A 26,355-nucleotide genomic window follows, 5' to 3' on the forward strand; every position below is an offset into this window, starting at 1 on the left:
TCCCCAATGTGCCAACGGGAGGTGCCCCAACCCGTCTTGAAAATAACATACAGTACTGTATGCATGAGCATCGAATTCTTGCAATGCCGTCGGAAATTACCCGGCGATCGAACCGGGGGGAAGTGCCATGTCGCCACGTAGAATCATCATCGATACCGATCCCGGCCAGGACGACGCCTTTGCCATCCTGTTTGCGCTCGGTTCGCCCGAGCTGGAAGTGGTGGCGCTGACCACCGTTGGCGGCAATGTGCCGCTGGCGCTGACCTCGCGCAACGCATTGCAGATCGCCGAACTCGCCGGCCGCTCCGACATGCCGGTCTATGCCGGCTGCTCGCGTCCGATGGTCAAGGCGCTCAAGACCGCCGAATATGTCCATGGCCCGACCGGCATCGACGGCTGTGTCCTGCCCGAGCCGACAAAGCCGTTGCAGGACAAGCATGCCGTCAATTTCCTTGTCGACACGCTGATGGCGGCGCCTGAAGGCGAGATCACCGTTTGCACGCTGGGACCCATGACCAATCTCGGCATGGCGATGGTGATGGAACCGCGCATCATCCCGCGCATCCGCGAAGTGGTGCTGATGGGCGGCGGTTTCTTCGAGGGCGGCAATGCCACGCCGGCCGCCGAGTTCAACATCTGGGTCGACCCGCATGCGGCGGCGGTCGTGTTCGATTCCGGCGTGCCGGTCACCATGGCCGGCATCGACTGCACCTACACCGCCCAAATGACGCCGGAATGGTTGCAAAAGCTGCGTGCGCTCGGCACCCGTTCGGCCATCGAAGCCGCCAACATGGCCGATTTCTACCGCCAGTACGGCTCGCACAAATTCCCAACCGAAGCCCGGCCCATCCACGACGCCTGCGTCACCGGTTATCTGCTCGCGCCGCATCTCTACGAGCAGAAACAGTGCAACGTCACCGTCGAGCTGATGTCGCCGGAGACCATCGGCATGACCGTCGTCGATTGGTGGCACGTCACCGGCCGGCGCAAGAACTGCAATGTGCTGCGCCGTATCGACGCCGATGGCTTCTTCGCGCTGATGCTGGAGCGCTTCGGCAACCTTCCCTGAGAGGGCGATTGGCGATGAAAAGCACTCCTGCTCCCGAACGCAAGCCCGCAGTGCGAAAAACGCTGTCGCGCGAGGCGTGGATTGCCGCTGCCATCGCAACGCTGGAAAAGAAGGGCATCGCCAACGTCAAGATCGACCACCTGTCGAAACAGCTGAAGGTCACGCGTGGGAGTTTCTACTTCCACTTCAAGAACCTGAAGGACCTGCTCGACAGCCTGCTCGAGGAATGGCGCCAGCGCAATTGCAAGCCCTTCGAAGCGCTCATCGACCAGGAGGTCATCGACGGCCCCGCCTTCTTCGATGCGGTGACCGGGGTGTGGATCAGGGAAGACCCGTTCAGCCCCCGGCTCGATCTCGCGATCAGGGACTGGGCGCGCAGCTCGGCGCTGATCGCCCGCAAGGTGCAAGTGCAGGACGATTTTCGCATGGCCCTTCTGGTCAGGGCTTTTGCCGTGATGGGCTACGACCAGGACGAAAGCCTGATCCGCGCCCGCATCACCTATTTCCAGCAGATCGGCTACTACGCCACCCATTTCAAGGAACCGCCGGCCGACCGCAAGCGCTTCCGCTCGCTCTACACCAAGATCCTTATCGGCTCCGAATGACGGCGCCGGCCCGTATGAACTGAGGAAATGAAATGTCCCTGCCTGTGCCTTATCTGTCCGCCCGGACGCTGACCGTCGTCAAGAAGATCGACACCACGGGAGCGGCACGCGTCGTCAATCTCGGGCTCAACGAAAGCTGGCTCGGACCAGCCCCTGGCGTGGTCGAGGCGATCCGCGAGGCAGCGCCAAACGTCTACCGCTATGCCGATCCGAATTGCGGGACGATGCGCACAGCGATCGGCAAGCAGTTCGACCTCGACCCCGCCCGCATCGTCTGCGGCAACGGCTCGGAAGAGCTGCTCGATGCTGTCGGCCGCGTCTATGCCCGTGCCGGCGACGAGATCCTGTTTCCCGCCTATTCCTTCCTGCAATTCGCCATCGTTGCCTACCGCCTCGGCGCCAAGGCAGTCGAGGCACCGCTCGGTCCTGACTTCTCCGTCGATGTCGACGCGCTTTTGGCCGCCGTCACGCCTGCAACGCGCGTCGTCTTCCTTGCCAATCCCAACAACCCCACCGGCTCGGTCGTGCCGATGGACGAAGTGGCGCGGCTGGCGCGCGAGTTGCCGTCGCATATCATTCTGGTGCTCGACGCGGCTTACGCCGAATATGTCGACCCGGCCGAGGCGGTCGCGACCTTCGAGATCGCCGATCGCCACCCCAACGTCATCGTCACGCGAACCTTCTCCAAGGCCTACGGCCTCGCCTCCGCGCGTGCCGGCTGGGCCTATGCTTATCCCGAGGTGGTCTCGGCACTGAACAATGTGCGCGGCATCGGCAACGTCAATGGCCTGGCCCAGGTGGCGGCGACCGTTGCTGTCGGCGAGCAGGATTTCGTCCAGCACGTGCGCGCCCGCACCGCCGAGGAGCGCGAATATCTCGAAGGCGAACTGCGCAAGCTCGGCTTCGAGATTTCGCCAAGCGCTGCCAACTTCGCTTTCGTCCGCCTGCCCGGCGCATATGCCGGCTGGGCGCAGACGACTGTGGCGCGGCTTGCCAAGCAGGGCTTCATCATCCGCTCGAACGAGGACTACGGCCTGCCGGAATGGCTGCGCATCTCGATCGCCGACCGGGCCGATCTCGATGAAATGCTCGCCCTGTTGCGCGTTGAGGTCCGCGCCGCCAACGGCTAGGAAACCGCGAGCGGCCCGGCCGCCTCACGTCTCAGACGCTTCGTTGCTGGCCCGGTGAAACCAAGCCTGGCCAGGCCAAGACGAACTTCCGGTGCGCCCATGAACAGCCGCCACAAAAGCCCGGTTCGATGGTTTTCAATCATTGCGACAATCGGACCCTGGTTGATCGCCAGATAGGTGCGGGCATACCAGTTGCGGTTTTCGCAGAACGCGTCGACAAAGCCGAAGCGACCCCAGATGCGTTTCCTTGGCTTGCCCAGGAAGCCGCGTAAAGCCGACATGGCCTGATCGGGTGCATAAGGAAAGCTGGACAAGGCAGCACTTGGCGTGATGACACCAACGTCCCTATCCGGAGCATGCGCGATATAGCCTGTCGGCCCATGAGAGGCCGTGAGCCCCCAGCAATCGGCGCCGTAGCCTTGGTGGTTATGGGGATTGAGCTCACAATGCCGATGGTTGATCCGCGTGTGACGAACATTTTGCTCCCAATAATCGGCATAGCGGTCGTTGAGACCGTTGGGATCGAGCCCGCAGAAGGAATAGTGCGCGAAAAAGAGCGGGCCACCAAAGTCGGTTCCGAGCGGCAAGGTGATTCCGTAATGGTCACGCCCGTTTTCAAAACCCGGCCCGGTGGCAAAGCCGTCGTGATAGCAATCCGGATCGATGGCGTGATGCTGCGATCCCGCCGCCAGCACGAACGCAAGCAGGCACTCGTTCCAGCCTTCGATCGGGCTGTTCATGGCCCAGCCATGCCTGGGGCTCCAGTGCCAGTAGAGTTTGCCTTTCCGCGCAAACCAATCCCACTCGGCCTGCGCCAGCAGCGCATTCACCCGATCGCAAAGACGCTGCTCCTCGGCCGTTACACCGTCCAGATATTCGCGCGCACAAATCAATCCCTGAAACAGGAACGTCGTTTCGACAAGATCCGCCCCGTCATCCTTGCGCCGGAACGGGATCGTGTCGCCTGTCGAGCCGTGGATGAAGTGGGGAAACATGCCGTGGTAGCGCGGCGACCGCTCCAGTAAATCCAGCATTCGATGCAGCCGACACAGGGCTTCCGCACGATCAACCCAGCCTCGTTCAACTGCAACGATGATGGCCATGATGCCGAAGCCGGAGCCGCCGATCGCCACGAGATCGTTCGGCGTATCGCCCGTGGTCTTCTGGCGGTCGCGGGCAAGGCCGCTGACTGGATGGGCACCATCCCAGAAATAGCGGATCGTCTGCCGCTGCACGATATCGAGCAGCGCGTCATCGGCGAGTTCAAACGGATCTTGTGGAAGTGTCGGAGGCGAGGCAAGAATCATGATGCCAGTATGCAGCCAACTTCGCCATTGAGACGCTCATTCTTGCACGCTAGCCGGATGATGTTGCCTCACGAGCATGCCTGCCGGTCATGCTTTCGATCCTGATCCGGTAAAACACCGGTGGTGAGCTGACCGCAGTTGATGGGGAGCTGGGTTTCAGGCTTCCTGGCTGCCACCAATTGGCGTGTTGCTGCAGCAACGACCAGGCATGATTGCGTTCACGTCGGCTCGCATTTCGATCCAGGACGTTGCGCGGGAGGTTTATTCCCACGGGCGCAAAAGCCTGTCTGTGCTGACGGCCTACGATTTTAAGTGACGATTTCTCGGCTCTGCCAGCAGGCTCAACTCGCCATCTAGTCGTCAGGCTTCAGGCTAGCGGGTCTTTACCGGAGCCGCCATGAAACGGCTCCGGTAAATAATTCAGGCCTTGGTTGCGGCCACCTCGGTTGACGGCTCGCGGCCGGCATGACGGTGCTGCCACCAGTCACCGAGCAGAAGCAGGATCGGCGCTGCGATGAAGATCGACGAGGTCGTCGCAATGAACACGCCGAACACCATCGGAATGGCGAAGTTCTCAACCGCACTGCCGCCCCAGATCGCCATCGGCAGCATCGAAAGCAGGATGGCGACAGAGGTGTAGATACAGCGCGCGAACACCTGGTTGATGCTCATGTCGATGATCTCGCGCAGCGGCATCTTCTTGTACAGGCGCAGATTCTCGCGCATGCGGTCGTAGACCACCACCTTATCGTTCACCGAATAGCCGATGATGGTCAGCAGGGCTGCGATCGCTGTCAGGTTGAAGTCCAGCCCGAACAGCGCAAAGAAGCCAACCATCTTGGTGGTATCGAGCACCAGTGTGGCAATGGCGCCGATGGCGAAGTTCCATTCGAACCGCCACCAGATGTAAACCAGCATGGCAAGTGCGGCCAGAACCACGGCCAGGATGCCGGACTGCGCCAGCTCACCGCTGACCTTCGGACCCACCACTTCAGTGCGTTCGAACTTCACGCTTGGATCGAGCTTCTGCACGGCAGCCTTGATGGTGTCGACGGCAGCGGTCTGCGCTGTTTCGCCACCTTCCTGACGCTGCACGCGGATCAGCACGTTGCCGTCGCTGCCGATCTGCTGCAGCGCCACTTCGCCGATGTTCAAGTTGCCGAGTGTGCTGCGCAGTTGTGCCAGGTCGGCAGGTGTCGACGTCGCGATCTCGACCTGGATGCCGCCCTTGAAGTCGATGCCGTAGTTGAGGCCCGGCTTGACGAACAGGCCGATGGAGGCGAGCGACAGGAAGATCGACATGCCGATGCCGAGGTAACGGGCCTTCATGAACGAGATCGAGGTCTTTTCCGGGAAGAAGCGGACCAGCGGTTCGATCTTGATCGTCTTCAGGCGCTTGCGGCGCACAACCTCGGCCATCAGGATGCGCGTCACCGAAACGGCGGTGAACATCGACAGGCAGGTACCGAGGAACATGGTGATGGCAAAGCCGCGCACCGGACCGGAGCCGAACATGAACAGCAGGCCGGTGGCGATGAGCGACGTCACATTGGCGTCGACAATGGTCGAATAGGCGCGCTTGAAACCATTGTCCAAGGCAGCATAGGCGCTGAGCCCCTTCTTCGACTCTTCCCTGATGCGTTCGTTGATCAGGATGTTGGCATCGACGCCGAAGCCGATGCCCAGGATGATGCCGGCGATGCCGGGCAGCGTCAGTGTGCCGCCGATCAGGGTAAGCACGCCAAAGGTCAAGATCAGGTGCAGCAACAGCGCGAAATTCGCGATCATGCCCCAGGTGCCATAGAGCGCGACCATGAACAGCACGACCGCCACGAAGCCGGCGATACCTGTGTAGATACCCATCTTGATGACGTCGCCGCCAAGGTCGGGGCCGACGGTGCGCTCTTCGATGACGGTCAGCGGTGCCGGCAGTGCGCCGGCGCGCAGGAGTGCTGAAAGCGTCACCGTCTCTTCGACGCTGAAGCTGCCGCTGATCTGGCCCGAACCGCCTGTTATCGGCTCGCGGATGTTGGGCGCCGACAGCACCTTGCCGTCGAGCACGATGGCAAACGGCTTGCCGACATTGGCCGCGGTGATCTCGGCGAACTGGCGTGCGCCGACGCTGTCGAAGCGGAACGAAACCAGAGGCTCCTGGGTGCGCTGGTCAAAGCCGGCGCGTGCGTCGGTGAGGCGTGCGCCATCGAGCGCGACGCGGTCCTCGACAGGATACTGCCTGCCGGATTTGGCGTCGGGCAGCATGGTGACGCCGCGCGGCAGCGGTTCGCCACTGGCGACATTGGCCACCATGTGGAACGTCATCTTGGCGGTGCTGCCGAGCAGTTCGCGCAGCCTTGTCGGGTCCTGAAGGCCCGGAAGCTGGACGAGCATACGGTCGGAACCGACGCGCTGGATCGTCGGTTCGGCGACGCCGACCTGGTCGACGCGCTGGCGCACGATCTCGAGGCTCTGCTGCAGCGCTGCATCGAGCTTGTCGCGCTGGCCAGCCTCAGTCAGTGCGACCTTGATCTGCTTGTCGGTCGTCGTGACCTCGATGTCGGGCTTGCCGGCTCCAAGACCAAGTCCGCTGACCGGAACGGCCAGAGCCTGAAGCGTGGCAAGTGCGGTGGCGCGCTGTGCGTCGTCGGGAATGTTGACGACGATGGCGTCGCCGGCAAGGCGCGCCGATTGCGCGTTGATGCGCTCCTTGCGCAGGGCGCCGCGCACATCGTCGAGCAACGAGCGCAAGCGGTCAGTCTTCAGCGCCGCCGCATCGACTTCAAGCACCAGGTGCGAACCGCCCTGGAGGTCGAGGCCGAGCGTGACCTGCTGTTTCGGAAACCAGCTCGGCAGCGCTGCCAGTTGCTTGGCTGTGAGAACATTGGGAAACGCGGCAATGATGCCGGCCAAAATGATGATGGTGTATGTCACCACCACCCATCGGGAGGTCCGCATATATCTGATCCTGCAAAAATCATCGCCGCTGCATCATGGCACGCGGACGACGATTGTTAGTTTGGCGGCACAGCGCACGAAGGCGCGCACCATTCACAAGGGTTCAGGAAAATGCAGGGGGCGCGCGGGCGGTGTAACCGGGCCCTGAAGGGCGGAGGATGAGCTGGAGAACCAGATCATGGCGCGGCTTGGCGAAGACCGCTTCGGGAACTTCGATGCTACGCGGCAACAAGGCCGAATTGCCGTCGTCATGAAGTGCCGCCGCCTTGACGGCTCTCCAGTCAACGACAACAAATGAGCGCTCGGGAATAACCGGGGCAGTACGCCGCTCCCGGACGTCCATTCCGCCGGAGTTCGACCTGAGCATTTCGGACGCGACAGCCACGCCATCGGCCAGCGGGCTGCAAACCATGGCAAGCGCCACGGACAGGCATAGAAATGCGGCCGTCAAAATGCCGGTCGCAGGCTTTCTATGTGCCTTGGTCTGCTGCATCTCGTATTGGCGCAAAGGTCCGAACGGTTGGGCTGAATTGCCTTAGGAGCCGACCACTACGGCATTTTGATGAAGACGCCAAGCAACTCTCGTTGCCGCGCTGCGCATTTCCAGCGTTTCGCGGCGACGAACGCATACCTTGGGCACCTATTCAGGCCGGCCGAAGAAGATCCGTGCCAAGCCTTCCTTGGTCACCTCGACGGCGTGCGCCGAGCTCAGCGTGATATGGCGTTCGATGAGCTCGCCACCGGCCTCGCCGTCGCGGCGCCTGAGGCAGTCGATGATCGCCGCATGCTCGTCATAGGTGCCGCCACGGCGGCGATTGCTCTCGAGATCGATGCGGCGGAAGAAGCGGATCAGCGAATTGACCCCCTCCAGCGCGTTCAGCATGCGCCCGTTCTTGGACAGGGTGACGATGGCGATGTGAAACGCCTCGTCGGCCTCGGCAACCATGGCCCAGTCGGTGGTCGGGCCAAGATTGCTGTTATTCTGCCAGATCGCGATGGTCTCGCCGATCTCGGTGTCGGTGCCGCGCTCACAGGCAAGCCGGAACGCCGCCCGCTCGATCGCCGCGCGCAACTCGTAAAGCTCCTGCACGCCTTCAGGCGTGATGTCGCGGGCGTAAAAGCCGCGATTGGGCACAAAACTCATGAAGCCGTCGCGCGCCAGGCGGTTGAGCGCTTCACGCACCGGCGTGCGCGACACGCCAAGCCTGGTCGCCAGCTCGACCTCATTGACACGCTCGCCCGGCTTGAAGCGGTATTCGACCGCCAGTTCCTTGACCGCGTCATAGACCTTTTCGACGCTGTCTGCGGCGCGTGCCGTCTTCTTCGGCTTGGCTGTCTTCTGCACCTGCGCTCCGTTTCGATCGGGCTGTCTGTTGGGTTGAGTCCGCTTGGCGACCTCATGTCGCCGAACTAATGCCACGACAAAGTGCAGTTCACAATCCTCTTGTGGATACACTTGTGTCGACATATAGTGACGACGCAATCGAACCAAAGCTTGGAGTATGAGACCATGAGCAACATCACCCGAATTGACGTTGGCCCGCGCATGAGCCAGGCCGTCGTGCACGGCAACACCGTCTATGTATCGGGGCAGGTCGCGCTCGATGCCGCCGGCGAAAGCGTCACCGCCCAGACCAGGAACATCCTCGACCGCATCGACGCCGTGCTGGCCAAGGCCGGCACCGACAAGACCAAGGTCCTCTCCGCCTCGATCTGGCTCGCCGATATCGCCGGCTTTGCCGAGATGAACGCCGTCTGGGATGCCTGGGTCGCCAAGGACAGCGCCCCTGCCCGCGCCACCGTCGAATCCAAGCTGGCCGCGCCGCAGTACACGGTCGAGATCGCCGTTATCGCCGCTCTCTGAGCGGCAACGACATAATCACGGAGATTTTTGGGATGCGCGTTGCCGTGCTCGGCGCCGGAGTTGTCGGCGTCACCACCGCCTATGAGCTTGCCCGCGACGGGCATGAGGTGACTGTCATCGACCGACTTTCCGAAGCGGCGGGCGAAACCAGCTTTGCCAATGCCGGGCTGATCGCGCCCGGCCACGCCTATACCTGGTCGTCGCCCAAGGCGCCGCGCATCCTGCTCCGCTCGCTGTTCGACGACAGCCAGGCGCTGCGTTTCAAGCCAAGCCTCGATCCACGGCTGTGGTCGTGGTCGTGGAAATTCCTGATGAACTGCACTGCCGAAAAGGCGCGCACCAACACCAAGCGCAAGGTGCGTCTGTGCCGCTATTCGCAGGAGCGCCTGCAAGGCATCGTCGCGGATACCGGCGTCGACTATCACGGCCTCGACGGCGGCCTGCTCTACCTCTACCGCAAGCCCGAATCGTTTGCCCGCGGCTCGGCCAACACGCGCATTCTGTCTGAGGAAGGGCTGGAGTTGCGCGCCGTCTCCCCTGACGAAGCAGCGCGCATCGACCCGGCACTGGCCAAGGTGAAAGACAAGTTCGCCGGCGCGGTCTACTGCCCCTCCGACGGCAGCGGCGATGCGCGGGTCTTCACCCAGAACCTCGCCCGCCATTGTGCCGAACAGCTCGGCGTCAAATTCATGTTCGACACCGAGGTCAAGGGTTTCGAGACCAGCGGCGACCGCATTGTCCGCGTCACCACCTCAAGGGGTTCGGTGGCGGCGGATGAATTCGTGCTCTGCCTCGGCGTCTTCGCGCCCGATTTCGCCCGCCGCCTTGGCGTGTCGCTGCCGGTCTATCCGATCAAGGGATATTCGGTGACCATGCCGGTCGAGGCCTCCAACCTTCCCCCCACGGTCGGCGGTGTCGATGAAGACAATCTCGTCGCCTATGCCCGCTTCGGCGACCGGATGCGCGTGACGGCAACCGCCGAATTCGCCGGCTTCGACCGCTCGCATAAAGCAGAGGATTTCCGCCACATGCTGGCAGCCATCCGCGACATCTTCCCCAATGGCGCCGACTATACCAGGCCGCAATATTGGGCAGGCCTCAGGCCGATGACGCCCGAGGGCACGCCGATCTTTGGACGCGGCGGGCGCTTCGCCAACATGGTGTTCAATGTCGGCCATGGCCATATGGGCTGGACCATGTCGGCCGGTTCGGCGCGCATCACCGCCGACATCGTCAGGCGGGCAAAACCCGGCTTCGATCCGGCCGGAATGCTGGTGCAGTAGGGCATAGCCAATCCAAATGTACAAAAAAGCCCGCGAAATCGCGGGCTTTTGTCGTTTCAGTACCGTCTTACCAGGGTCGGGCGCCGTCGATGATTTCCATGGCCCGCACGGCAAAGCGCCCGGCCAATGGCGCGACATCTGCGGCATCGGTCGAAGCCGCGTTTCCGGCGCGTGCCCTGTCGGCGATACCGACGAAGATCACGGCAAAGCGAAACAGCGAAAAAACCAGATGGAAGCGTTCGAGCGGTGCGGTGGGGGCCGCGTGCGTGAAATAATGGTCGAGGAATTCGCGCTGGCTCGGAATGCCAAGCGCTGCGATATCGAGGCCAAGGATGCCGCCATATTCGTTGGGTGCCGAATGCCAGGTCATCGAGCAGAAGCCGAGATCGGCGAGCGGATGGCCGAGCGTTGACAACTCCCAGTCGAGAATGCCGATCACTTCAGGTTTTTCGGGATGAAAGAGTAGATTGCCAAGCCGGAAATCGCCATGCGCGATCGACACGCGCCCATCGTCCGCCGGCATGTTCTGCGGCAGCCAGTCTGCGACAGCCTCCAGTGCAGGGATGCGTTCGCTCGGCGATTCCCTGAGTTGTCTTGTCCAGCGGCCGATCTGGCGCTCGAAATAATTGCCCGGCTTGCCAAAGTCGCCAAGGCCGACATCGTCCGGGCGCACAGCATGCAGCTTGGCCATCGCCTCGGCCATGCCGAGATAGATGCCGCGCCGCTCGTCTGGCGACAGGCTAGGTAGCGAGCAGTCATGGAAGACGCGGCCTTCGAGCCGTTCCATCAGATAGAACGGCGTGCCGAGCGGCGTGTCGCCGTCATGATAGAGCACCGGCTTGGGCACTGCCACATTGGTTGGCGCCAGTGCTTCGAGCACGCGGAATTCGCGGTCGATGGCATGCGCACCGCGCAGGATCGGCCCGGCCGGCTTCTTGCGCAGAACCATCCGGCGTGCGCCGAAATCGACGAAATAGGTCGGGTTGGACTGGCCGCCGCCAATCCGTTCGAGCGTCATCTTGCCCGCGCCGAACCGTGCCGCGAGGAAGTGTGCCAGCGCCGCCGGATCGAAGTCCGCATTGCCCCGCACCTTGTCGTCCCCAGCCATCAAGCCTTCGCCTCGCCTTCGACATTCCAGTGCCAGAAGTCCGAGCCTTCTTCGTTGAGGAAGCGGTTGAGCACCATCTTGTGCACCTCGTCGGCACCGTCGACCAGCCGCGCCTGGCGCGCGTAACGGTAGATCCATTCGAGCACGGTGTCCTTGGAATAGCCGCGCGCGCCGTTGATCTGGATCGCCACGTCGGCGGCGTCATGCAGCACATTGGCGACCTGCACCTTGGCCATCGACACCTCCTTGCGGGCGAAGCCGCCACGATCGAGCTCCCACGCAGCTTTCATCACCAGCATGCGGCCGATCTCGATGCGCATGGCGAGATCGCCGAGCTTGAGCTGGATGCTCTCGCGGTCGGCCAGCCTTATGCCGAAGCCGTAGCGCTCGGCGGCATAGGCGCGCGCGATCTCGACACAGCGCTTGGACAGCCCGAGCCAGCGCATGCAATGGGTCAGGCGTGCGGGACCGAGGCGCACCTGGGTGACCTTCATGCCCCTGCCCTCGCCTGCAAGCAGGTTTTCGACAGGAATTTCGAGCCCGTCAAATTCCAGCTCGCAATGGCCGCCATGCTCCTCAGGGCCCATGATCTCGATGCGGCGCGTGATATGCCAGCCGGGCTGATCCTTATGGAACATCAGCGCCGACAGTCCGTTGCGCGGATCGTCGGAGGTGCGGGCGATCAGGATGAAGTGGCTGGCGTCTTCCGCCCCTGTGATGAACCACTTGCGGCCGGTGACGACATATTTGTCGCCGCGCTTCTCGGCACTGGTGGCGATCATCGAGGGGTCGGAGCCGCCGCCGGGATGCGGCTCGGTCATGGCGAAGGCCGAGCGCACCTTGCCCTCGACGATCGGCTTCAGCCATTTTTCCTTCTGCTGAGGCGTTCCAAGCGCTTCCAGCACCATCATGTTGCCGTCGTCGGGCGCTGCCGAATTGAAGACCACCGGGCCGAAGATCGAACGGTTCATCTCCTCGTAGCAGACCGCCATGCCCATCTTGCCGAGGCCAGCACCACCGGTCTCCGGCTTGAGCTGGAGGCACCACAGGCCGGCGGCCCTTGCCTTGGCGCGAAGTGTCTCAAGCGTCGGCAAAGCGATATTGCCATGCTCGTCATAAGACGCCTTGTCTGCTTCGAGCGGCAGGATCTCGCGCGCCACAAAATCGGCGATGCGGGCGCGGTAGTCTTCAACGCGGGCGGGGATGTCGAAATTCATGACGCACTCACAAGGATGAAACGAGATGGCCGCCATCGACCTCGATCGACGAGCCGGTGATGTAGCTGCCGGCGGCGGAAGCCAGCAAAAGCAGCGCGCCGTCGAGTTCTTGTGGCTGGCCGAGCCGGCGCTGCGGGATGCGCTTGATGAGGTCGAGGCCGGCTGGGGAGCCAAAGAACGCGCGGTTGATGTCGGTCTCGATATAGCCGGGGCACAGCGCGTTGACGCGAATGCCCTCGCGCGCCCATTCGAGCGCCAAGGCCTTGGTCAGCTGGATCACGCCGGCCTTGGAGGCGGCATAGGCGCTGAGATTGCCGGCGACACGATGGCCGAGGATCGAAGCGATGTTGACGATCGCGCCACCCCGGCCGGACGCTTTCATTTCGCGCGCCACCGCCTGGGCAACGACGAACACACCCTTTAGGTTGGTGTCGAGCACGCGGTCCCATTCGGCCTCATCGAGATCGAGCGCGCGGGATGCGCCTGAAATGCCGGCATTGTTGATCAGTACGTCGAAGCTTTTGTCCGCCAGTGCCGCAGCCACAGATGCGCTGTCGGTCACATCCATCTGGATGGCGCTGGCTTGGCCGCCTGATGCAGTGATCTTGGCGCAAGCTTCGTCCAGTGCCTCGCGGCGGCGCGCGGCGAGCGTGACGGCAACACCTTGGCTTGCGAGCAGTTCGGCGAAATGCAGGCCGAGCCCTCCCGAGGCTCCGGTGATGAGGGCGGATTTTCCCTTGAGATCGTCGAACAGCATCAGTGATCACCTCAAAAATCGAGCGAGCGCTCGTTTTCTTTATTCGCCTGCATCCCCTTTTGCAACCGTGCATTTGCTGCTATTTCGGCACGGACACTGCAGCACAGCACGTCGCGGACGACAGGAGCCAGATTGAACTTCGCAGGGCACAGGCAGTTGACGGCGGCATTTTCGACGGAGGCGCTGTGCGCGCGCATCCTCGAACGGCATCGCGACACCGTGCGCGTGCAAAAGCCGCATGTCGCGGTCGCCAATCTCGCGCGTATCATCGAAGCAACACTGAAGCTGTCGAACAAGCAAGGGTTCCACGCCACCAGCCTGCGCGACCTGGCGCAAGCGTCCGGTCTCAGCATGGGCGGGCTCTATTCCTACTTCGACAACAAGACGACGCTGCTGTCGATGATCCTGGGCGAGGTGTCGACAACGGTGAACGAGGTGCTGGGGGCTGTGCCGGAAGGCATCGCCGACGATCCGCTTGGCCATCTCAAATGGCTGATCGACACGCATATCCGGCTGACCGAGGCGATGCAGCCATGGTTCGTCTTTGCCTATATGGAAGCGAAATCGTTTCCGGCCGCCGAACGCCGGATGGCGGTCGACAGCGAGGCCGCAACCGAAGAGATATTTGCCGCAGTGCTGCGGCAAGGAGCGGCCAGCGGCCAGTTCGCCGTCGCTGACATCGAGCTGACGGCGTCGCTGATCAAGCCGCTATTGCAGGATTGGTATGTGAAGCGGGCCAAATACCGCAAGCGCGGCACGACAATCGAGCACTATGTCGAGGCCGTCTCGGCTTTCGTCGAGGCGGCCATAAACCCGCGTGGCTGATCAGGCAGCCGGCGTCTCGCCGTTCTGCTGCTTGCCCTTGGCCTTGGCGTGCCAATCGAAGTCGATCGAGCCTTCCTCCGCCTTGTGGAAGTATTGCGAGCACACCAGCCAGCCCTTGAGCGGCCGAAGCAAAGCCATGCAGCTCAGCACGGTGAGCGGCAAGGTGATGAACAGATGCCCCCAAAGCGGCAGGCCAAATTCCATCTGGAGCCAGACGCCGAAGGCAAGCGCGGGCACAGCGGCAATTGTCATGGCGAAGAAGGCCGGGCCGTCGGCGGGATCGGCAAAAGAATAGTCGAGACCGCAGACTTCGCAGCTCGGTGCGAGCTTCAGAAACCCTGAGAACAGGTGCCCCATCTGGCAGCGGGGGCAAAGCCCCTGGATGCCTGTTTTCATCGGGTTGTCGGTCGGGGTGAACCCCTCCGCCTGAAATCTGGACTGTGACATACGCGCCTCCTTTTGGCGGGTCGCGAACACGCGGGCAGCGCCACATGGCAAGGCGCTCTATCGCATCCATACATAGGGCGCTTTCCCCTTGCCGGCAAGAATGATTTGCATATAATCCACATACACTCCGATCAATTTCGATTGAATGGATAAATTGTATGGATCACCCCGCCCTCGCGAAGATGCGAACCCGTGAAATCAACCATGGGTCAAAATGTCCGTGGGGGTGCGTCGACTTTGCGCGCTGCGCAGATCAAGATGGGGGTCTATTGCAAGGCGTGAGCAATACCTGACGGAAATCGACGAGTATTCCGCTTCGACCAGCAATCGCGCGCAAGCCGATTGTGCATGCAAGAGAGGTCTCTAATGTTCGGCCTGACCGCACTCGAACTGGCCCGTATACAGTTCGGCTTTACCATCTCCTTCCACATCATCTTCCCCGCGATCACCATCGGCCTGGCAAGTTACCTCGCAGTGCTCGAAGGCTTGTGGTTGTGGAAGCGCGACACTGTCTATCGCGACCTCTACCATTTCTGGTCGAAGATCTTCGCCGTCAACTTCGCCATGGGCGTCGTCTCGGGCCTTGTCATGGCCTACCAATTCGGCACCAACTGGAGTTATTTTTCGGCCTTTGCCGGCTCCGTCACCGGCCCCTTGCTTGCTTATGAAGTGCTGACCGCCTTCTTCCTCGAGGCCGGCTTTCTCGGTGTCATGCTGTTCGGTTGGAACAAGGTCGGCCCAGGCCTGCATTTTTTCGCGACACTCATGGTGGCGCTCGGCACGCTGATCTCGGCGACATGGATTCTCGCTTCCAACAGCTGGATGCAGACCCCGCAAGGTTTTGAGATCGTCAACGGCATCGTCATTCCGGTGAACTGGTTCGAGGTGATCTTCAATCCCTCTTTCCCCTACCGCCTGGCGCATATGACGGTGGCGGCATTCCTGGCCACCGCGCTGTTCGTCGGCGCCTCGGGCGCCTGGCATTTGCTGCGCGGCAACGACAATCGTCGCGTCCGCACCATGTTGTCGATGGCGATGTGGATGCTGCTCGTCTCGGCGCCCATCCAGATCTTCATCGGCGACCTGCACGGCCTCAACACGCTGAAGCACCAGCCCGCCAAGATCGCTGCCCTTGAAGGCCATTGGGAAAACAAACCCGGCGAATCGATACCGCTGACACTGTTTGGCTGGCCGGACATGGAAGCCGAGACGACGCGTTTTGCGGTGAAAGTTCCGCATCTGGGCAGCCTCATCCTTACCCATGAATGGAACGGCCAGTTCCCCGGGCTCAAGGAGTTCGCCAAGGAGGACCGGCCGAATTCGACAGTCGTGTTCTGGAGCTTCCGCATCATGGTGGGCCTCGGCATGCTGATGCTGCTGCTCAGCGTCTGGGGGCTGTGGCTCAGGTGGCGGGGCAGGATGTTCGAAACGAGCCTGTTCCTGCGTTTTGCTACCGTGATGGGGCCGACCGGCCTGATCGCCATCCTCGCCGGCTGGTTCACCACCGAGATCGGCCGCCAACCCTGGATCGTCTATGGCGTGATGCGCACCAAGGACGCCGTGTCGAACCATTCGGCGCTGGCAATGAGCACCACGCTCATCGTCTTCATCGTGGTCTACTTTTTCGTCTTCGGCATCGGCACCAGCTACATGCTGAAACTGGTCGCCAAGGGCCCGGAAGACGACGAAGGTGAGCCCGTCGAAGGCGAGCCGCTTGGCTCAGGACGCCCCTCTCGTCCGCTGTCCGCCGCGCTGGAGCAAATGGACATGTCCACGCCGACCCACCACGACAGGAAAGGCTGAAACCATGGGCATCGATCTTCCCGTAATCTGGGCTGTCATCATCGCCTTCGGCTTGATGATGTATGTCATCATGGACGGTTTCGATCTCGGCATCGGCATCCTGTTCCCCTTCGTTCGCGACCGCGAGGACCGCGACACCATGGTCAATACGGTCGCCCCGGTGTGGGACGGCAACGAGACCTGGCTGGTGCTTGGTGGCGCGGCGATGATGGCGGTGTTCCCGCTCGCCTATGCCACCATCCTCAGCGCGCTCTATCTGCCGCTGGTGCTGATGCTTCTTGGGCTGATCTGGCGCGGCGTCGCCTTCGAGTTCCGCTTCAAGGCCGACGAGCACCACAAGCCGTTCTGGGACAAGGCCTTTACCGGCGGTTCTTATGTCGCGACCTTCTTCCAGGGCGTGTCGCTCGGCGCTTTCCTCAACGGTTTTCCGATGGAAAACGGTTCTTATACGGGCGGTGCGCTGGACTGGATCACGCCTTTCAGCCTGTTCACCGGGCTCGGGCTGATCGTCGCCTACGCGCTGCTCGGCAGCACGTGGCTGATCATCAAGACCGAAGGTGCGCTCTACGATCGCATGGTGGCGCTGGCGCGGCCGATCACCCTGGCCTTGCTCGCCGTCATCGGCATCGTCAGCCTATGGACGCCGTTTGCTCACCCCGACATCGCCGAACGCTGGTTCAGCTTCCCCAACATCGTCTTCTTTTCGCCGGTGCCGGTGCTGGTGCTGATCAGCAGCTTGCTGATCCTGCGTTCGCTGCGAGGTACGCCGCATGTCGCGCCGTTCCTGCTGGCCCTGTTCGTGCTGTTCCTTGGCTATAGCGGGCTTGGTATCAGCCTGTGGCCGTACATCATCCCACCTAGCATCACGATCCGCGAGGCGGCTGCCCCGCCGCAAAGCATGGGCTTCACGCTGGTCGGCGCGCTGTTCATCATCCCCTTCATCCTGGCCTACACCGCCTGGTCCTATTACGTCTTCCGCGGCAAGGTGAAGGCAGGTGAGGGTTATCACTGATGGCAGTCCCTTCCGAAGCGCCACCTTCCTGGCCGAGGCGGATCGGCTGGCTGGTCCTCATCTGGGCAGCCAGCGTGCTGGGGCTCGGCGTGGTGGCCTATCTGTTCCGCTTCCTGATGGGCCTCGCCGGCCTGACCGTCTGACCCCGATAACGGACAAATCGCATGTACACCGATGTCGCCCGGGCGCTCGACCAGCGCGCTTTCCATGACAAGATCTATGCCGGCGACGTGCTGCGCTTCGGCCATCTGAAGCCGATGCGCGAGCTCGTCGGCTTCACCCAGGCTTTCCTGGAGGACGCTTTCGCGCCCTACGCGCCGGTCGAAATCCACCGGCACCTGTCGCATCAGGAGCAGACCGAAAGTTTCGCGCAACGCCAACGCGATTTCGCGCGTTCGCCCGAGGTCAAGCGCCTGTGGCGTGAGCTGTTCGAGGCGATCGGCCTGGACGCGGACGGACTGGCGCGCGACAGCCTTTATCTACGTTTCCAGCCGCATCAGGACCGTGGAACCGTCGTTCCGCGCGCCCGCGCCACGGCGACCATCGCCTTCCACCGCGACACCTGGGGCTCGAACCTCTACGCCCAGACCAACTGGTGGGCGCCGATCTACGACATATCGGAAGGCCGCACCTTTGCGATCTATCCGTCGCTGTGGGAACGTCCGGTCGCCAACACCAGCGCCGACTTCGACCTTGCTGAATTGCTGGAACGCTCAAAGGCCGGCGGGCGCAACGCCGTCGATGCGGATTCGGCGATCCCGCATCTGACCGAGCAGCTGGAAGTCACAGATGCGACGCCCGTTGTCATCGCACCGGGCGAGATCATCGCTTTTTCCAGCGCGCACGCCCATGCCGGCGTGCCGAATTCGACCGGCCTGACCCGCATCTCGCTTGAGACCCGCACGCTGTGGATCGACGACGTCCGCACCGGGCGCGGCGCACCGAATGTCGACGGCTATGCCCGGTGGATGTCGCCCGGCATGTTCCGCCGCGTCAGCGACGAGACCTCGCTCAGTGAAATCCTGGGTATGGGCCGGGTCGAACGCTTCACTGGACCGATGCCAGCCGGTAAGGTCGCTGCTCTCTAGGAATTGCACAATCAAAGGCATGCCGGAGGACAGCGGCTGAACGAGCATCCTGGCACTGAGATCATCACGGCACGGCTCATTCTGGAGCCACTGCAGGTCGAGCATGCCGAGCTGTCCTTCGGGCACCTCGCGGACCCCGATCTCTACCTCTACGTACCCCAAGATCCTCCGGCCAGTATCGAAAAACTGGCTGAACGTTACCGTCACGTCCTGACCAACGCGCCCGCCAATCAGATATGGCTGAACTGGTTCGGGAGGGCCAAAAAGGATGGCGCTTTGGCCTGTTCGGTGCAGGCTACCGTTGATATCGCGGAGCGTTCGGCCATGCTCGCCTATCAGACCTTCGCGTCAAGCCGTCGGCAAGGCATCGCACGGGAGGCGTGTATCGCCGTCATGGATCATCTCGTCTCGGTCCACCACGTCACGCGGTTTGTGGCGGAGATCGATACGCTCAATGTAGCTTCCAGAAAGCTCCTGGAATCCCTGCAGTTTCGACAGATCGGACTGAAAAGAAACGCGGATCATTTCAAAGGGCGATCAAGCGACGAGTTCACTTATGAGCTGCAAGTGGTCAGCTGATCTTGAGTAGCTACACCACCATCGGCGACATGGTCGACTGCTGAGTAAGCAGGTCGGCGACAATCTCCAGGCTTGCCGCAAGCGAGGCGTGGTCGGGTGCCGCGCCGAGCCCCAGCCGCACGGCTTCGGGCGCGGGACCCGCGACTGAAAAGGCATCACTGGTGACAACGCCGATCCCGGCCGAGCGCAAGCGCGCTGCAAAATCGCTGCGGTTCCAATGGCCGGGAAGCTTGAGCCAGGCGTGGAAACCCTCGGGGTTGGCCTGAACCAGCTTTGCCGGCAAAATCCTCGACACGATGACCTGGCGCTGCCTTGCCTCGGACCTGATCGCGGCGAGAACGGACTGGGCCACGCCGTTTTCGATCCAGCGGGTGGCGACAGCCGAAGTCAGCGGCGAGGCCATGCCGGCGGTGGCGCGGATCGCGCCTGCCAGATGCGCGGTGGTGCGCCCTTGCGGCACCACCACATAGGCGACGCGCAAGGCCGGTGCCACGCATTTGGCAAGGCCGGCGATGTGATAGACGATGTCGGGCGCGAGTGCCGCTAGCGTCGCCACCGGATTGCCCGGCAAGGCGCCGTAGGCGTCGTCTTCGATGATCAGCACATTGTGCTGGCGCGCGATCGAAACGATGCGCTCGCGCCGGGCTTGCGACAGCGTTGCCGTTGTCGGGTTGTGCAGTGTCGGCGTGCAATAAAGCAGCTTCGGCGCGCGTTCGCGGCAGATGTCCTCGAACGCTTCGGGAATGAGGCCTTGCGCATCCATCGCGACACCGGCGACAGCGATGCGCAGGTGTTCGGCGACGGCCAGCAGGCCGGGATAGGTCAATGCCTCGGCGCAGATCGTTTCGCCAGGTGCCGCCAGCGCGCCGATCAGCGCCAGCAGCGCGCCTTGCGCGCCGGGACAGACCATCAGGCGGCCAGGGCCGATCTCGCCCAGGCGCGGCGCAAGCCACATGGCGCCGGCTGCCCTGTCGCGCGAAGTGCCCCCGGCCTCCTGATAGCGCATCAAAAGGTCGAGCCCGTCGCCGGCTTGCAGCTCGGCGATGCCGTCCCACATCCTTGCCGCCAGTTCCGGGTCATTAAAGCGCGGCGGCAGGTTCATGCTCATGTCGATGATGCCGGTCACGGCGGCGGCAGCACCTGAGGGGCGCTGTGCCCGGACATAGGTACCCTGGCCAACGCGGCCTTCGACCAGCCCGCGCTTGCGTGCCTCGGCATAGGCGCGGCTGACCGTGGTGAAGTCGATGCCGAGCTGGTCGGCGAGCGTGCGTTGCGGCGGCAGGCGAAACCCGGCAGGCAGGCGGCCCGATGCGATATCGGTCGACAGCGCATCGGCGATAGCCAGGTAAAGCGGCCCGCCGGCCTTTGAGATCGAGGGTGACCAGGTCATGATATCGCAGGTTCCATCATCGTGTATCCATATATATGCACAATGTATGTGGAAGGCCACCGTCTTTGCCTGAGAGGCAAACCAGTGCCGCCTCCATCGACCGCATCACTTTTTTGTTTTCGGCCCCGGACAGACAATGCATCGACGCCGGGATCGCGCGGGCATAGGCTTGATGTCGCATGGTCGTCACAAGGCTATCTCAGACTGGCCGATGCGCGCGGCACGTCTCGTGCCATTCCATCAAGACGACCTGCCACCTGATGCAAACGGCTCGAATTCAATCGAAGAAGGAGACTGGTTATGCCATCGGTAAAGAACATCGTTCTGGTCCACGGCGCATGGGGCGATGCCTCGCATTGGCGTCACGTCATTCCGCTGCTCCACGCCAAGGGATACAAGCTCGCCGCGGTTCAGAACCCGCTGACGTCGCTTGCCGAAGATGTCGAGCGCACAAAGAAGCTCGCCGCCGCCCAGGACGGGCCGACGCTTTTGGTCGGACATTCTTATGGCGGAGCGGTGATCACCGGTGCCGGTCACGCGCCGAACGTTGCCGGGCTGGTCTACATCGCCGCCTTCGCACCCGATGAGGGCGACAGCCTGGGCAGCATCTTTGCCCGGCGCGAACCGCCCTCAGGTGCGGCCAGCATCCGCCCCGACAAGGACGGTTTCCTGTGGCTTGCCCAGGACAGCTTCCATCAAAGTTTCGGCCAGGATCTCAGCGAAACCGACGCTTTGGTGATGGCGGTGACGCAAAAACCCATCTCCGGGCGCTGCTTCGAGGACAAGTCGGGACCGGCGGCATGGCATAGCAAGCCAAGCTGGTATCAGGTTTCCAGCCGTGACCACATGATCCCGCCCGAGACCGAGCAGTGGATGGCCGACCGCATGAAGACGCGCAAGACCATCAAGCTCGACGCAAGCCACGCCTCGCTGGCCTCGCATCCAAAAGAGGTTGCCGCCCTCATCGACGAAGCGGCAAAGTCGTTTTAGGCGACAGGCCCGCACGGCTCCGCTGCCGCGTAGCCGTGCGGGTGGCCAAAAGTGCCGCACCTCGCCGCCCTGCCTTTCCACCGCAAAATCCGCTCTTGCCGGTTTAAAGCCGCAATCCGCAGGCTATTCCTTGCAGCTTCCCGATCAATCTGATTCCCTGAGCCAGTCCGATTCGGGCAGGGGCGCTGCGCAGGAAACGGAACCATGAGCACTTCCAAGAAACCTGAAATCTCGGAAATGAGGCCGAAGCTGACCGTTATCGGTGTCGGTGGCGGCGGCGGCAATGCCGTCAACAACATGATCGCCGAGGGCCTGGAAGGCACCGAGTTCATCGCCGCCAATACCGATGCGCAGGCGCTGACGATGTCGAAGGCCACGAGGCTGGTCCAGCTCGGTGCTGTTGCGACCGAGGGCCTGGGCGCTGGCTCCTTGCCCGAGATCGGCCAGGCGGCGGCCGAAGAATCGATCGACGAGATCATGGACCAGCTTGCCGGCACGCATATGTGCTTTGTGACAGCCGGCATGGGCGGTGGCACCGGAACCGGTGCCGCCCCTGTGATCGCCCGGGCAGCGCGGGCAGCGGGCATCCTGACGGTTGCGATCGTCACCAAGCCCTTCACCTTCGAGGGCAGGCGCCGCATGCAGATGGCCGAGCAGGGCATCGAGCTTTTGCGCCAGGCCGCCGACACGGTCATCGTCATTCCGAACCAGAATTTGTTCCGCATCGCGACGGAGAAGACGACCTTCGAGGATGCCTTCGGCATGGCCGACAGGGTTCTCTATTCCGGCGTCAGCTGCATCACCAACCTGATCACCAAGGAAGGTCTGATCAATCTCGACTTCGCCGACGTGAAGACGGTGATGCGCGACATGGGCCGCGCCATGATGGGTACGGGCGTGGGCAGCGGCGAAGACCGGGCCCGGAAGGCAGCCGAGGCCTCGATCGCCAATCCATTGCTCGACGAAAACTCGATGAAGGGCGCCAGGGGCGTGCTGGTCTCGATTTCAGGTGGCATGGACATGACGCTGTTTGAGGTCGACGAAGCAGCCACCCGCATTCGCGAAGAGGTCGGCGACGATGCCGACATCATCGTTGGCGCCATCTTCGACAACACGCTCGAAGGCCAGTTCAAGGTTTCCGTGGTCGCGACCGGATTGGCGGCGCAGAACGCGCAGGGCGAGCCGGTCGTCAACATGCGTGGCCAACCTGCGCCAGGCTCGATACAAGCCGTGCACTGAGACGACCGGAAAGCGGGCGCGTTTGTCGCCCGCCGGTAAACTCGTCCGCCGGATAAGAGCCTAGCCGAGCAAGGTCCGCGTCAGCGCATGGTACGGATCGGCCAGGCCGTCGATAACGCTGAAATGGTGACGGTCGGGCTCGACCACGGCATTGGTCACAGCGCCCAACCCGGTCCAGATATTGGCAAGCAGCGCGTTCTGGCGCAGGAACTCGGCACGCTCGCCACCGCCGACCCAGCAGGTCACACGCGCATTGTCCATCGGCCTGAGCAGCGCCGGGCTCTCGGCCAGCGCCTCGGCCTCGTCGATCGCCAGCGTCTTGTTCATGCCGGTGCGCATCAGCGGGCGCAGATCATGGACGCCCGAGATCGACACGACATGGCGAATGCGGCGCTGGACGTTGGGCGCAAGCGGCGTGTTGGCGCAAATCATCCGGCTGACGAGGTGCCCGCCGGCCGAATGGCCGCTCAGCATGATCGGGCCCTCGACCATCTCGGCTGCCTTGGTGATGGCAGCGCCGATCTCGTTGACGATGTTGCCGATGCGCACTTCCGGGCACAGCGTGTAGGACGGCATTGCCACCGCATAACCGCTGGCGACCGAGCCAGCCGCCAGATGCGACCAGAAGCTCTTGTCGAGCGCCATCCAGAAGCCGCCATGGACAAACACCACGAGCCCCTTGGCCGCACCTTCCGGCAAGAACAGGTCGAGGCGGTTGCGCGGCTTGTCGCCATAGGCGACGTCGAGCGTCGCCCGACCTGCTGCCGATAACTTGTCGCGAAACGCCTGCGCCGGCTCCACCCACGCCGCTGGCCAACGGTCGCCGCCGGCGATGTTTGCGCCATTGGTGTAGGCGTTGTCCCAATCGGCGATGTGATGTTCGAGCACTCGGCACCCTCCCTGGCGGCACGTTCAGGGCCGTAGCAATGGCCAGCACGCCTGCAGCCGTCAATGGGTCAGGGTTAAAAACTTTATGCTTGAAATAATTTTGGTCTGGTGCAATTCTCACCCCATCAGTCGAGAGCGTGGGAGGTCTCGCTGTGCCAAATGCCGGTCGCATCTTCGATCGCAACGGGTGCCGCCGCATATACCGGACGGACGGCCCGGCGTCGGCGCAAAGCCTCCCCGCAAGTTACGCATTCAAACACACCCACGGCGACAAGGCCGTGGCGATGAGCATCTAGGGGACAGCCGCAGAATGCTTGGACCGTCAGCGCATATCGACACGTTCACGCGCGACAATCTTCCGCCTGAGGAGCAGTGGCCGGACTTCCTGCTCGACGGCTTCGATTACCCTGAACATCTCAATGTCGGCGTCGAGCTGACCGACAGGCTGGTCGAAAAGGGCCTGGGCGACCACACCGCGCTGATCGGCAATGGCCGCCGCCGCACCTACAAGGAACTGTCCGACTGGACCAACCGCCTCGCCCATGCGCTGGTCGAAAATTATGGCGTCAAGCCCGGCAATCGCGTGCTGATCCGCTCGGCCAACAACCCGGCCATGGTCGCCTGCTGGCTGGCCGCCACCAAGGCCGGTGCGGTTGTCGTCAACACCATGCCGATGCTGCGCGCCGGCGAACTGGCCAAGATCGTCGACAAGGCCGAGATCACCATCGCGCTCTGCGATACGCGCCTGATGGACGAGATGATCGCCTGCGCCAAGGACAGCCCGTTCCTCAAGACGGTCATCGGCTTCGACGGCACGGCCAACCATGACGCCGAGCTTGATCGCGTCGCACTCGACAAATCCGTGCTCTTTGAAGCGGTCAAGACCGGTCGCGACGACGTCGCCCTGCTTGGCTTCACCTCGGGCACGACTGGTGTGCCGAAGGCGACGATGCATTTCCATCGCGACCTGCTGATCATCGCCGACGCCTATGCCAAGGAGGTGCTTTCGGTTACCTCCGACGACGTCTTTGTCGGCTCGCCGCCCCTTGCCTTCACCTTCGGCCTTGGCGGCCTCGCTATCTTCCCGCTGCGCTTTGGGGCTGCTGCGACCCTGCTCGAACAGGCGACGCCACCCAACATGGTCCACATCATCGAGACCTATAAGGCGACGATCTCGTTTACCGCGCCCACCGCCTATCGGGCGATGCTGAAGGCAATGGACGAAGGTGCTGACCTGTCGTCGCTGCGCGTCGCGGTCTCGGCCGGTGAGACGTTGCCCGCGCCTGTGTTCGAGGAGTGGACGCAAAAGACCGGCAAGCCGATCCTCGACGGCATCGGCGCCACCGAGATGCTGCACATCTTCATCTCCAACCGTTTCGAGGACATGAAGCCCGCCTCCACCGGCAAGCCGGTCGGCGGCTACGAGGCGCGCGTCGTCGACGCCGATATGAACGAAGTGCCGCGCGGTACGGTCGGCAAGCTCGCCGTACGTGGCCCCACCGGCTGCCGCTACATGTCCGACGACCGCCAGCTCGAATATGTCCGCGATGGCTGGAACCTGACCGGCGACGCCTTCTACCAGGACCCGGATGGCTTCTTCCATTTCGCCGCCCGCTCCGACGACATGATCGTCAGCGCCGGCTACAACATCGCCGGGCCCGAGGTCGAAGCCGCGCTGTTTGCGCATCCTGAAGTCGCCGAATGCGCGGTCATCGGCGCCGAGGACGGCGAGCGTGGCCAGATCGTCGAAGCCTATGTCGTGCTCGTGCAGGGCGTGGCCGCGGATGTCGCGACGATCAAGCGCCTGCAAGACCATGTCAAAGCAACGATCGCGCCCTATAAGTACCCACGATCGGTGAAGTTCATCGACGCCCTGCCCAAGACCCAGACCGGCAAGATCCAGCGCTTCCGGTTGCGCGCGGAGAAGATGAATTGAGCAAGCCATACGATCCCTCCGGCGAGGGCGCGCAGATGTCGTTCAAGGACCGCATGTCCTACAGCGACTATCTGCACCTCGAAAAGATCCTCGACGCCCAGGCGCCGCTTTCGACCGCCCATGACGAGATGCTGTTCATCATCCAGCATCAGACCACCGAGCTGTGGATGAAGCTGGCTTTGCACGAGATTGGCTCGGCGATCCGCTCGATACGCGCCGACAAGCTCGAACCATCCTTCAAGATGCTGACGCGCGTGTCGCGCATCTTCGAGCAGCTCAACAGTGCCTGGGATGTGCTCAGGACGATGACGCCCAGCGAATACACCGAATTTCGCGACTCGCTCGGCCAGTCCTCGGGTTTCCAGTCGTGGCAGTATCGCGCCATCGAGTTCATGGCCGGCAACCGCAACCTGGCCATGCTGCGCCCGCACGCGCACCAGCCTGAGCTCAGCGCCAAGCTGGAAGCGGTGCTCGCCCAGCCATCGCTCTATGACGAGGCGATCCTGCTGCTTGGCCGCAACGGTTTCGATGTCGGGGCGGACGCCAAGCGCACCGACTGGCGCGAGACCCGCACCGAAAGCGAAGAAGTGCTGGTCGCCTGGCAGGCTATCTACCGCGATCCGCAGCGCTACTGGATGTTTTACGAACTGGCCGAGAAGCTTGTCGATTTCGAGGATTATTTCCGGCGCTGGCGCTTCAACCACGTCACCACAGTCGAACGCATCATCGGTATGAAACGCGGCACCGGCGGCACGTCGGGCGCTTCGTATCTGAAGAAGATGCTGGAGGTTGAACTGTTTCCTGAACTCTGGAAAGTTCGCACCCGGCTCTAAAGCTATTTTAGCTATACTGAAAACATTGGGAGG

The 26,355-nt window shown here is 62.6% G+C and carries 25 protein-coding genes; 15 read left to right on the forward strand and 10 right to left on the reverse strand.

The genetic code is table 11. The features are described from left to right. The first annotated feature begins 127 nt into the window (after nt 1-127). From AC1RTB_RS21045 to AC1RTB_RS21055, 3 genes are read left to right on the forward strand one after another with little or no spacing between them, the layout of a single operon-like run. Nucleotides 128-1,069, forward strand: coding sequence for a nucleoside hydrolase (locus AC1RTB_RS21045; protein ID WP_492879398.1), 942 nt, complete (start codon nt 128-130; stop codon nt 1,067-1,069). Between the two features lie 14 nt (nt 1,070-1,083). After that, nucleotides 1,084-1,674, forward strand: a complete 591-nt coding sequence (locus tag AC1RTB_RS21050; RefSeq protein ID WP_492879400.1) for a TetR/AcrR family transcriptional regulator — start codon at nt 1,084-1,086, stop codon at nt 1,672-1,674. 32 nt (nt 1,675-1,706) lie between these two features. Continuing rightward, nucleotides 1,707-2,804: a pyridoxal phosphate-dependent aminotransferase gene (locus AC1RTB_RS21055; protein WP_492879402.1), complete on the forward strand. Its 1,098-nt coding sequence runs from the start codon at nt 1,707-1,709 to the stop codon at nt 2,802-2,804. Here the strand turns inward: AC1RTB_RS21055 and AC1RTB_RS21060 are convergent. The 4 genes from AC1RTB_RS21060 to AC1RTB_RS21075 all read right to left on the reverse strand — a co-directional run bounded on the left by AC1RTB_RS21060 (nt 2,801) and on the right by AC1RTB_RS21075 (nt 8,408). Continuing rightward, nucleotides 2,801-4,111: a glucoamylase family protein gene (locus tag AC1RTB_RS21060; RefSeq protein ID WP_492879404.1), complete on the reverse strand. Its 1,311-nt coding sequence runs from the start codon at nt 4,109-4,111 to the stop codon at nt 2,801-2,803. The genes AC1RTB_RS21055 and AC1RTB_RS21060 overlap by 4 nt on opposite strands. A gap of 420 nt (nt 4,112-4,531) precedes the next feature. Further along, nucleotides 4,532-7,063, reverse strand: a complete 2,532-nt coding sequence (gene secD, locus AC1RTB_RS21065; RefSeq protein WP_492879406.1) for a protein translocase subunit SecD — start codon at nt 7,061-7,063, stop codon at nt 4,532-4,534. Nucleotides 7,064-7,166: 103 nt separating this feature from the next. Beyond that, nucleotides 7,167-7,475 (reverse strand): hypothetical protein, encoded by a 309-nt coding sequence (locus AC1RTB_RS21070; protein ID WP_492879408.1) that lies wholly within the window; start codon nt 7,473-7,475, stop codon nt 7,167-7,169. A gap of 228 nt (nt 7,476-7,703) precedes the next feature. Continuing rightward, nucleotides 7,704-8,408 carry a GntR family transcriptional regulator gene (locus AC1RTB_RS21075; RefSeq protein ID WP_492879410.1) on the reverse strand — a complete coding sequence of 235 codons (705 nt, stop codon included), beginning with the start codon at nt 8,406-8,408 and terminating at the stop codon, nt 7,704-7,706. A gap of 165 nt (nt 8,409-8,573) precedes the next feature. Between AC1RTB_RS21075 and AC1RTB_RS21080 the strand changes: the two genes are divergently transcribed. Then, nucleotides 8,574-8,927, forward strand: a complete 354-nt coding sequence (locus tag AC1RTB_RS21080; RefSeq protein ID WP_492879412.1) for a RidA family protein — start codon at nt 8,574-8,576, stop codon at nt 8,925-8,927. 32 nt (nt 8,928-8,959) lie between these two features. After that, on the forward strand, nt 8,960-10,210 hold the full coding sequence (locus tag AC1RTB_RS21085) for a D-amino acid dehydrogenase (protein ID WP_492879414.1): 1,251 nt from the start codon (nt 8,960-8,962) through the stop codon (nt 10,208-10,210). Between the two features lie 67 nt (nt 10,211-10,277). Here AC1RTB_RS21085 and AC1RTB_RS21090 read toward each other — a convergent pair whose 3' ends face one another. Genes AC1RTB_RS21090 through AC1RTB_RS21100 form a run of 3 tightly spaced genes read right to left on the reverse strand, consistent with a single transcriptional unit; the run spans nt 10,278 to nt 13,292 of the window. Then, entirely contained in the window at nt 10,278-11,318 is a 1,041-nt protein-coding gene (locus tag AC1RTB_RS21090) for a phosphotransferase family protein (RefSeq protein ID WP_492879417.1), read from the reverse strand. After that, complete coding sequence (locus AC1RTB_RS21095) at nt 11,318-12,535, reverse strand: acyl-CoA dehydrogenase family protein (RefSeq protein WP_492879419.1); 1,218 nt, start codon at nt 12,533-12,535, stop codon at nt 11,318-11,320. The genes AC1RTB_RS21090 and AC1RTB_RS21095 overlap by 1 nt, the downstream gene beginning before the upstream one ends. Before the next feature lie 7 nt (nt 12,536-12,542). Next, the gene (locus AC1RTB_RS21100) at nt 12,543-13,292 is read right to left on the reverse strand and encodes an SDR family NAD(P)-dependent oxidoreductase (RefSeq protein WP_492879421.1); all 750 of its coding nucleotides are present in this window, start codon (nt 13,290-13,292) and stop codon (nt 12,543-12,545) included. Nucleotides 13,293-13,424: 132 nt separating this feature from the next. Between AC1RTB_RS21100 and AC1RTB_RS21105 the strand changes: the two genes are divergently transcribed. Next, nucleotides 13,425-14,117 carry a TetR/AcrR family transcriptional regulator gene (locus tag AC1RTB_RS21105; RefSeq protein ID WP_492879422.1) on the forward strand — a complete coding sequence of 231 codons (693 nt, stop codon included), beginning with the start codon at nt 13,425-13,427 and terminating at the stop codon, nt 14,115-14,117. Here AC1RTB_RS21105 and AC1RTB_RS21110 read toward each other — a convergent pair whose 3' ends face one another. Then, a complete protein-coding gene (locus AC1RTB_RS21110; protein WP_492879424.1) occupies nt 14,118-14,564 on the reverse strand; it encodes a DUF983 domain-containing protein in 447 nt (148 codons plus the stop codon). It abuts the gene before it with no gap. Nucleotides 14,565-14,930: 366 nt separating this feature from the next. Here AC1RTB_RS21110 and AC1RTB_RS21115 point away from each other — a divergent pair, with 366 nt between their 5' ends. Genes AC1RTB_RS21115 through AC1RTB_RS21135 form a run of 5 tightly spaced genes read left to right on the forward strand, consistent with a single transcriptional unit; the run spans nt 14,931 to nt 19,046 of the window. After that, the gene (locus AC1RTB_RS21115) at nt 14,931-16,367 is read left to right on the forward strand and encodes a cytochrome ubiquinol oxidase subunit I (RefSeq protein ID WP_492879426.1); all 1,437 of its coding nucleotides are present in this window, start codon (nt 14,931-14,933) and stop codon (nt 16,365-16,367) included. A 4-nt stretch (nt 16,368-16,371) separates the two neighbouring features. Further along, nucleotides 16,372-17,379, forward strand: a complete 1,008-nt coding sequence (gene cydB, locus AC1RTB_RS21120; RefSeq protein ID WP_492879427.1) for a cytochrome d ubiquinol oxidase subunit II — start codon at nt 16,372-16,374, stop codon at nt 17,377-17,379. Further along, nucleotides 17,379-17,522 carry a DUF2474 domain-containing protein gene (locus AC1RTB_RS21125; RefSeq protein WP_492879429.1) on the forward strand — a complete coding sequence of 48 codons (144 nt, stop codon included), beginning with the start codon at nt 17,379-17,381 and terminating at the stop codon, nt 17,520-17,522. The genes cydB and AC1RTB_RS21125 overlap by 1 nt, the downstream gene beginning before the upstream one ends. Before the next feature lie 21 nt (nt 17,523-17,543). Then, entirely contained in the window at nt 17,544-18,467 is a 924-nt protein-coding gene (locus AC1RTB_RS21130; protein ID WP_492879431.1) for a hypothetical protein, read from the forward strand. Nucleotides 18,468-18,470: 3 nt separating this feature from the next. Beyond that, nucleotides 18,471-19,046 carry a GNAT family N-acetyltransferase gene (locus tag AC1RTB_RS21135; protein WP_492879433.1) on the forward strand — a complete coding sequence of 192 codons (576 nt, stop codon included), beginning with the start codon at nt 18,471-18,473 and terminating at the stop codon, nt 19,044-19,046. 10 nt (nt 19,047-19,056) lie between these two features. On the opposite strand, the gene AC1RTB_RS21140 is transcribed toward AC1RTB_RS21135, so the two are convergent. Beyond that, a complete protein-coding gene (locus tag AC1RTB_RS21140) occupies nt 19,057-20,436 on the reverse strand; it encodes an aminotransferase-like domain-containing protein (protein ID WP_492879435.1) in 1,380 nt (459 codons plus the stop codon). Between the two features lie 300 nt (nt 20,437-20,736). On the opposite strand from AC1RTB_RS21140, the gene AC1RTB_RS21145 reads away from it, so the two are divergent. Both AC1RTB_RS21145 and ftsZ read left to right on the forward strand, forming a co-directional pair. Beyond that, nucleotides 20,737-21,426, forward strand: coding sequence for an alpha/beta hydrolase (locus AC1RTB_RS21145; RefSeq protein WP_492879437.1), 690 nt, complete (start codon nt 20,737-20,739; stop codon nt 21,424-21,426). A gap of 204 nt (nt 21,427-21,630) precedes the next feature. Beyond that, nucleotides 21,631-22,665 carry a cell division protein FtsZ gene (ftsZ, locus tag AC1RTB_RS21150; RefSeq protein WP_492879439.1) on the forward strand — a complete coding sequence of 345 codons (1,035 nt, stop codon included), beginning with the start codon at nt 21,631-21,633 and terminating at the stop codon, nt 22,663-22,665. 60 nt (nt 22,666-22,725) lie between these two features. Here ftsZ and AC1RTB_RS21155 read toward each other — a convergent pair whose 3' ends face one another. Then, a complete protein-coding gene (locus AC1RTB_RS21155; RefSeq protein ID WP_492879441.1) occupies nt 22,726-23,553 on the reverse strand; it encodes a hormone-sensitive lipase in 828 nt (275 codons plus the stop codon). Between the two features lie 310 nt (nt 23,554-23,863). Between AC1RTB_RS21155 and AC1RTB_RS21160 the strand changes: the two genes are divergently transcribed. After that, a complete protein-coding gene (locus tag AC1RTB_RS21160; RefSeq protein WP_492879443.1) occupies nt 23,864-25,489 on the forward strand; it encodes an AMP-binding protein in 1,626 nt (541 codons plus the stop codon). Beyond that, a complete protein-coding gene (kynA, locus tag AC1RTB_RS21165) occupies nt 25,486-26,322 on the forward strand; it encodes a tryptophan 2,3-dioxygenase (protein WP_492879445.1) in 837 nt (278 codons plus the stop codon). The genes AC1RTB_RS21160 and kynA overlap by 4 nt, the downstream gene beginning before the upstream one ends. Nucleotides 26,323-26,355 lie beyond the last annotated feature (33 nt).

It is taken from the genome of Aminobacter sp. GW821-FHT11F06 (assembly GCF_058808215.1).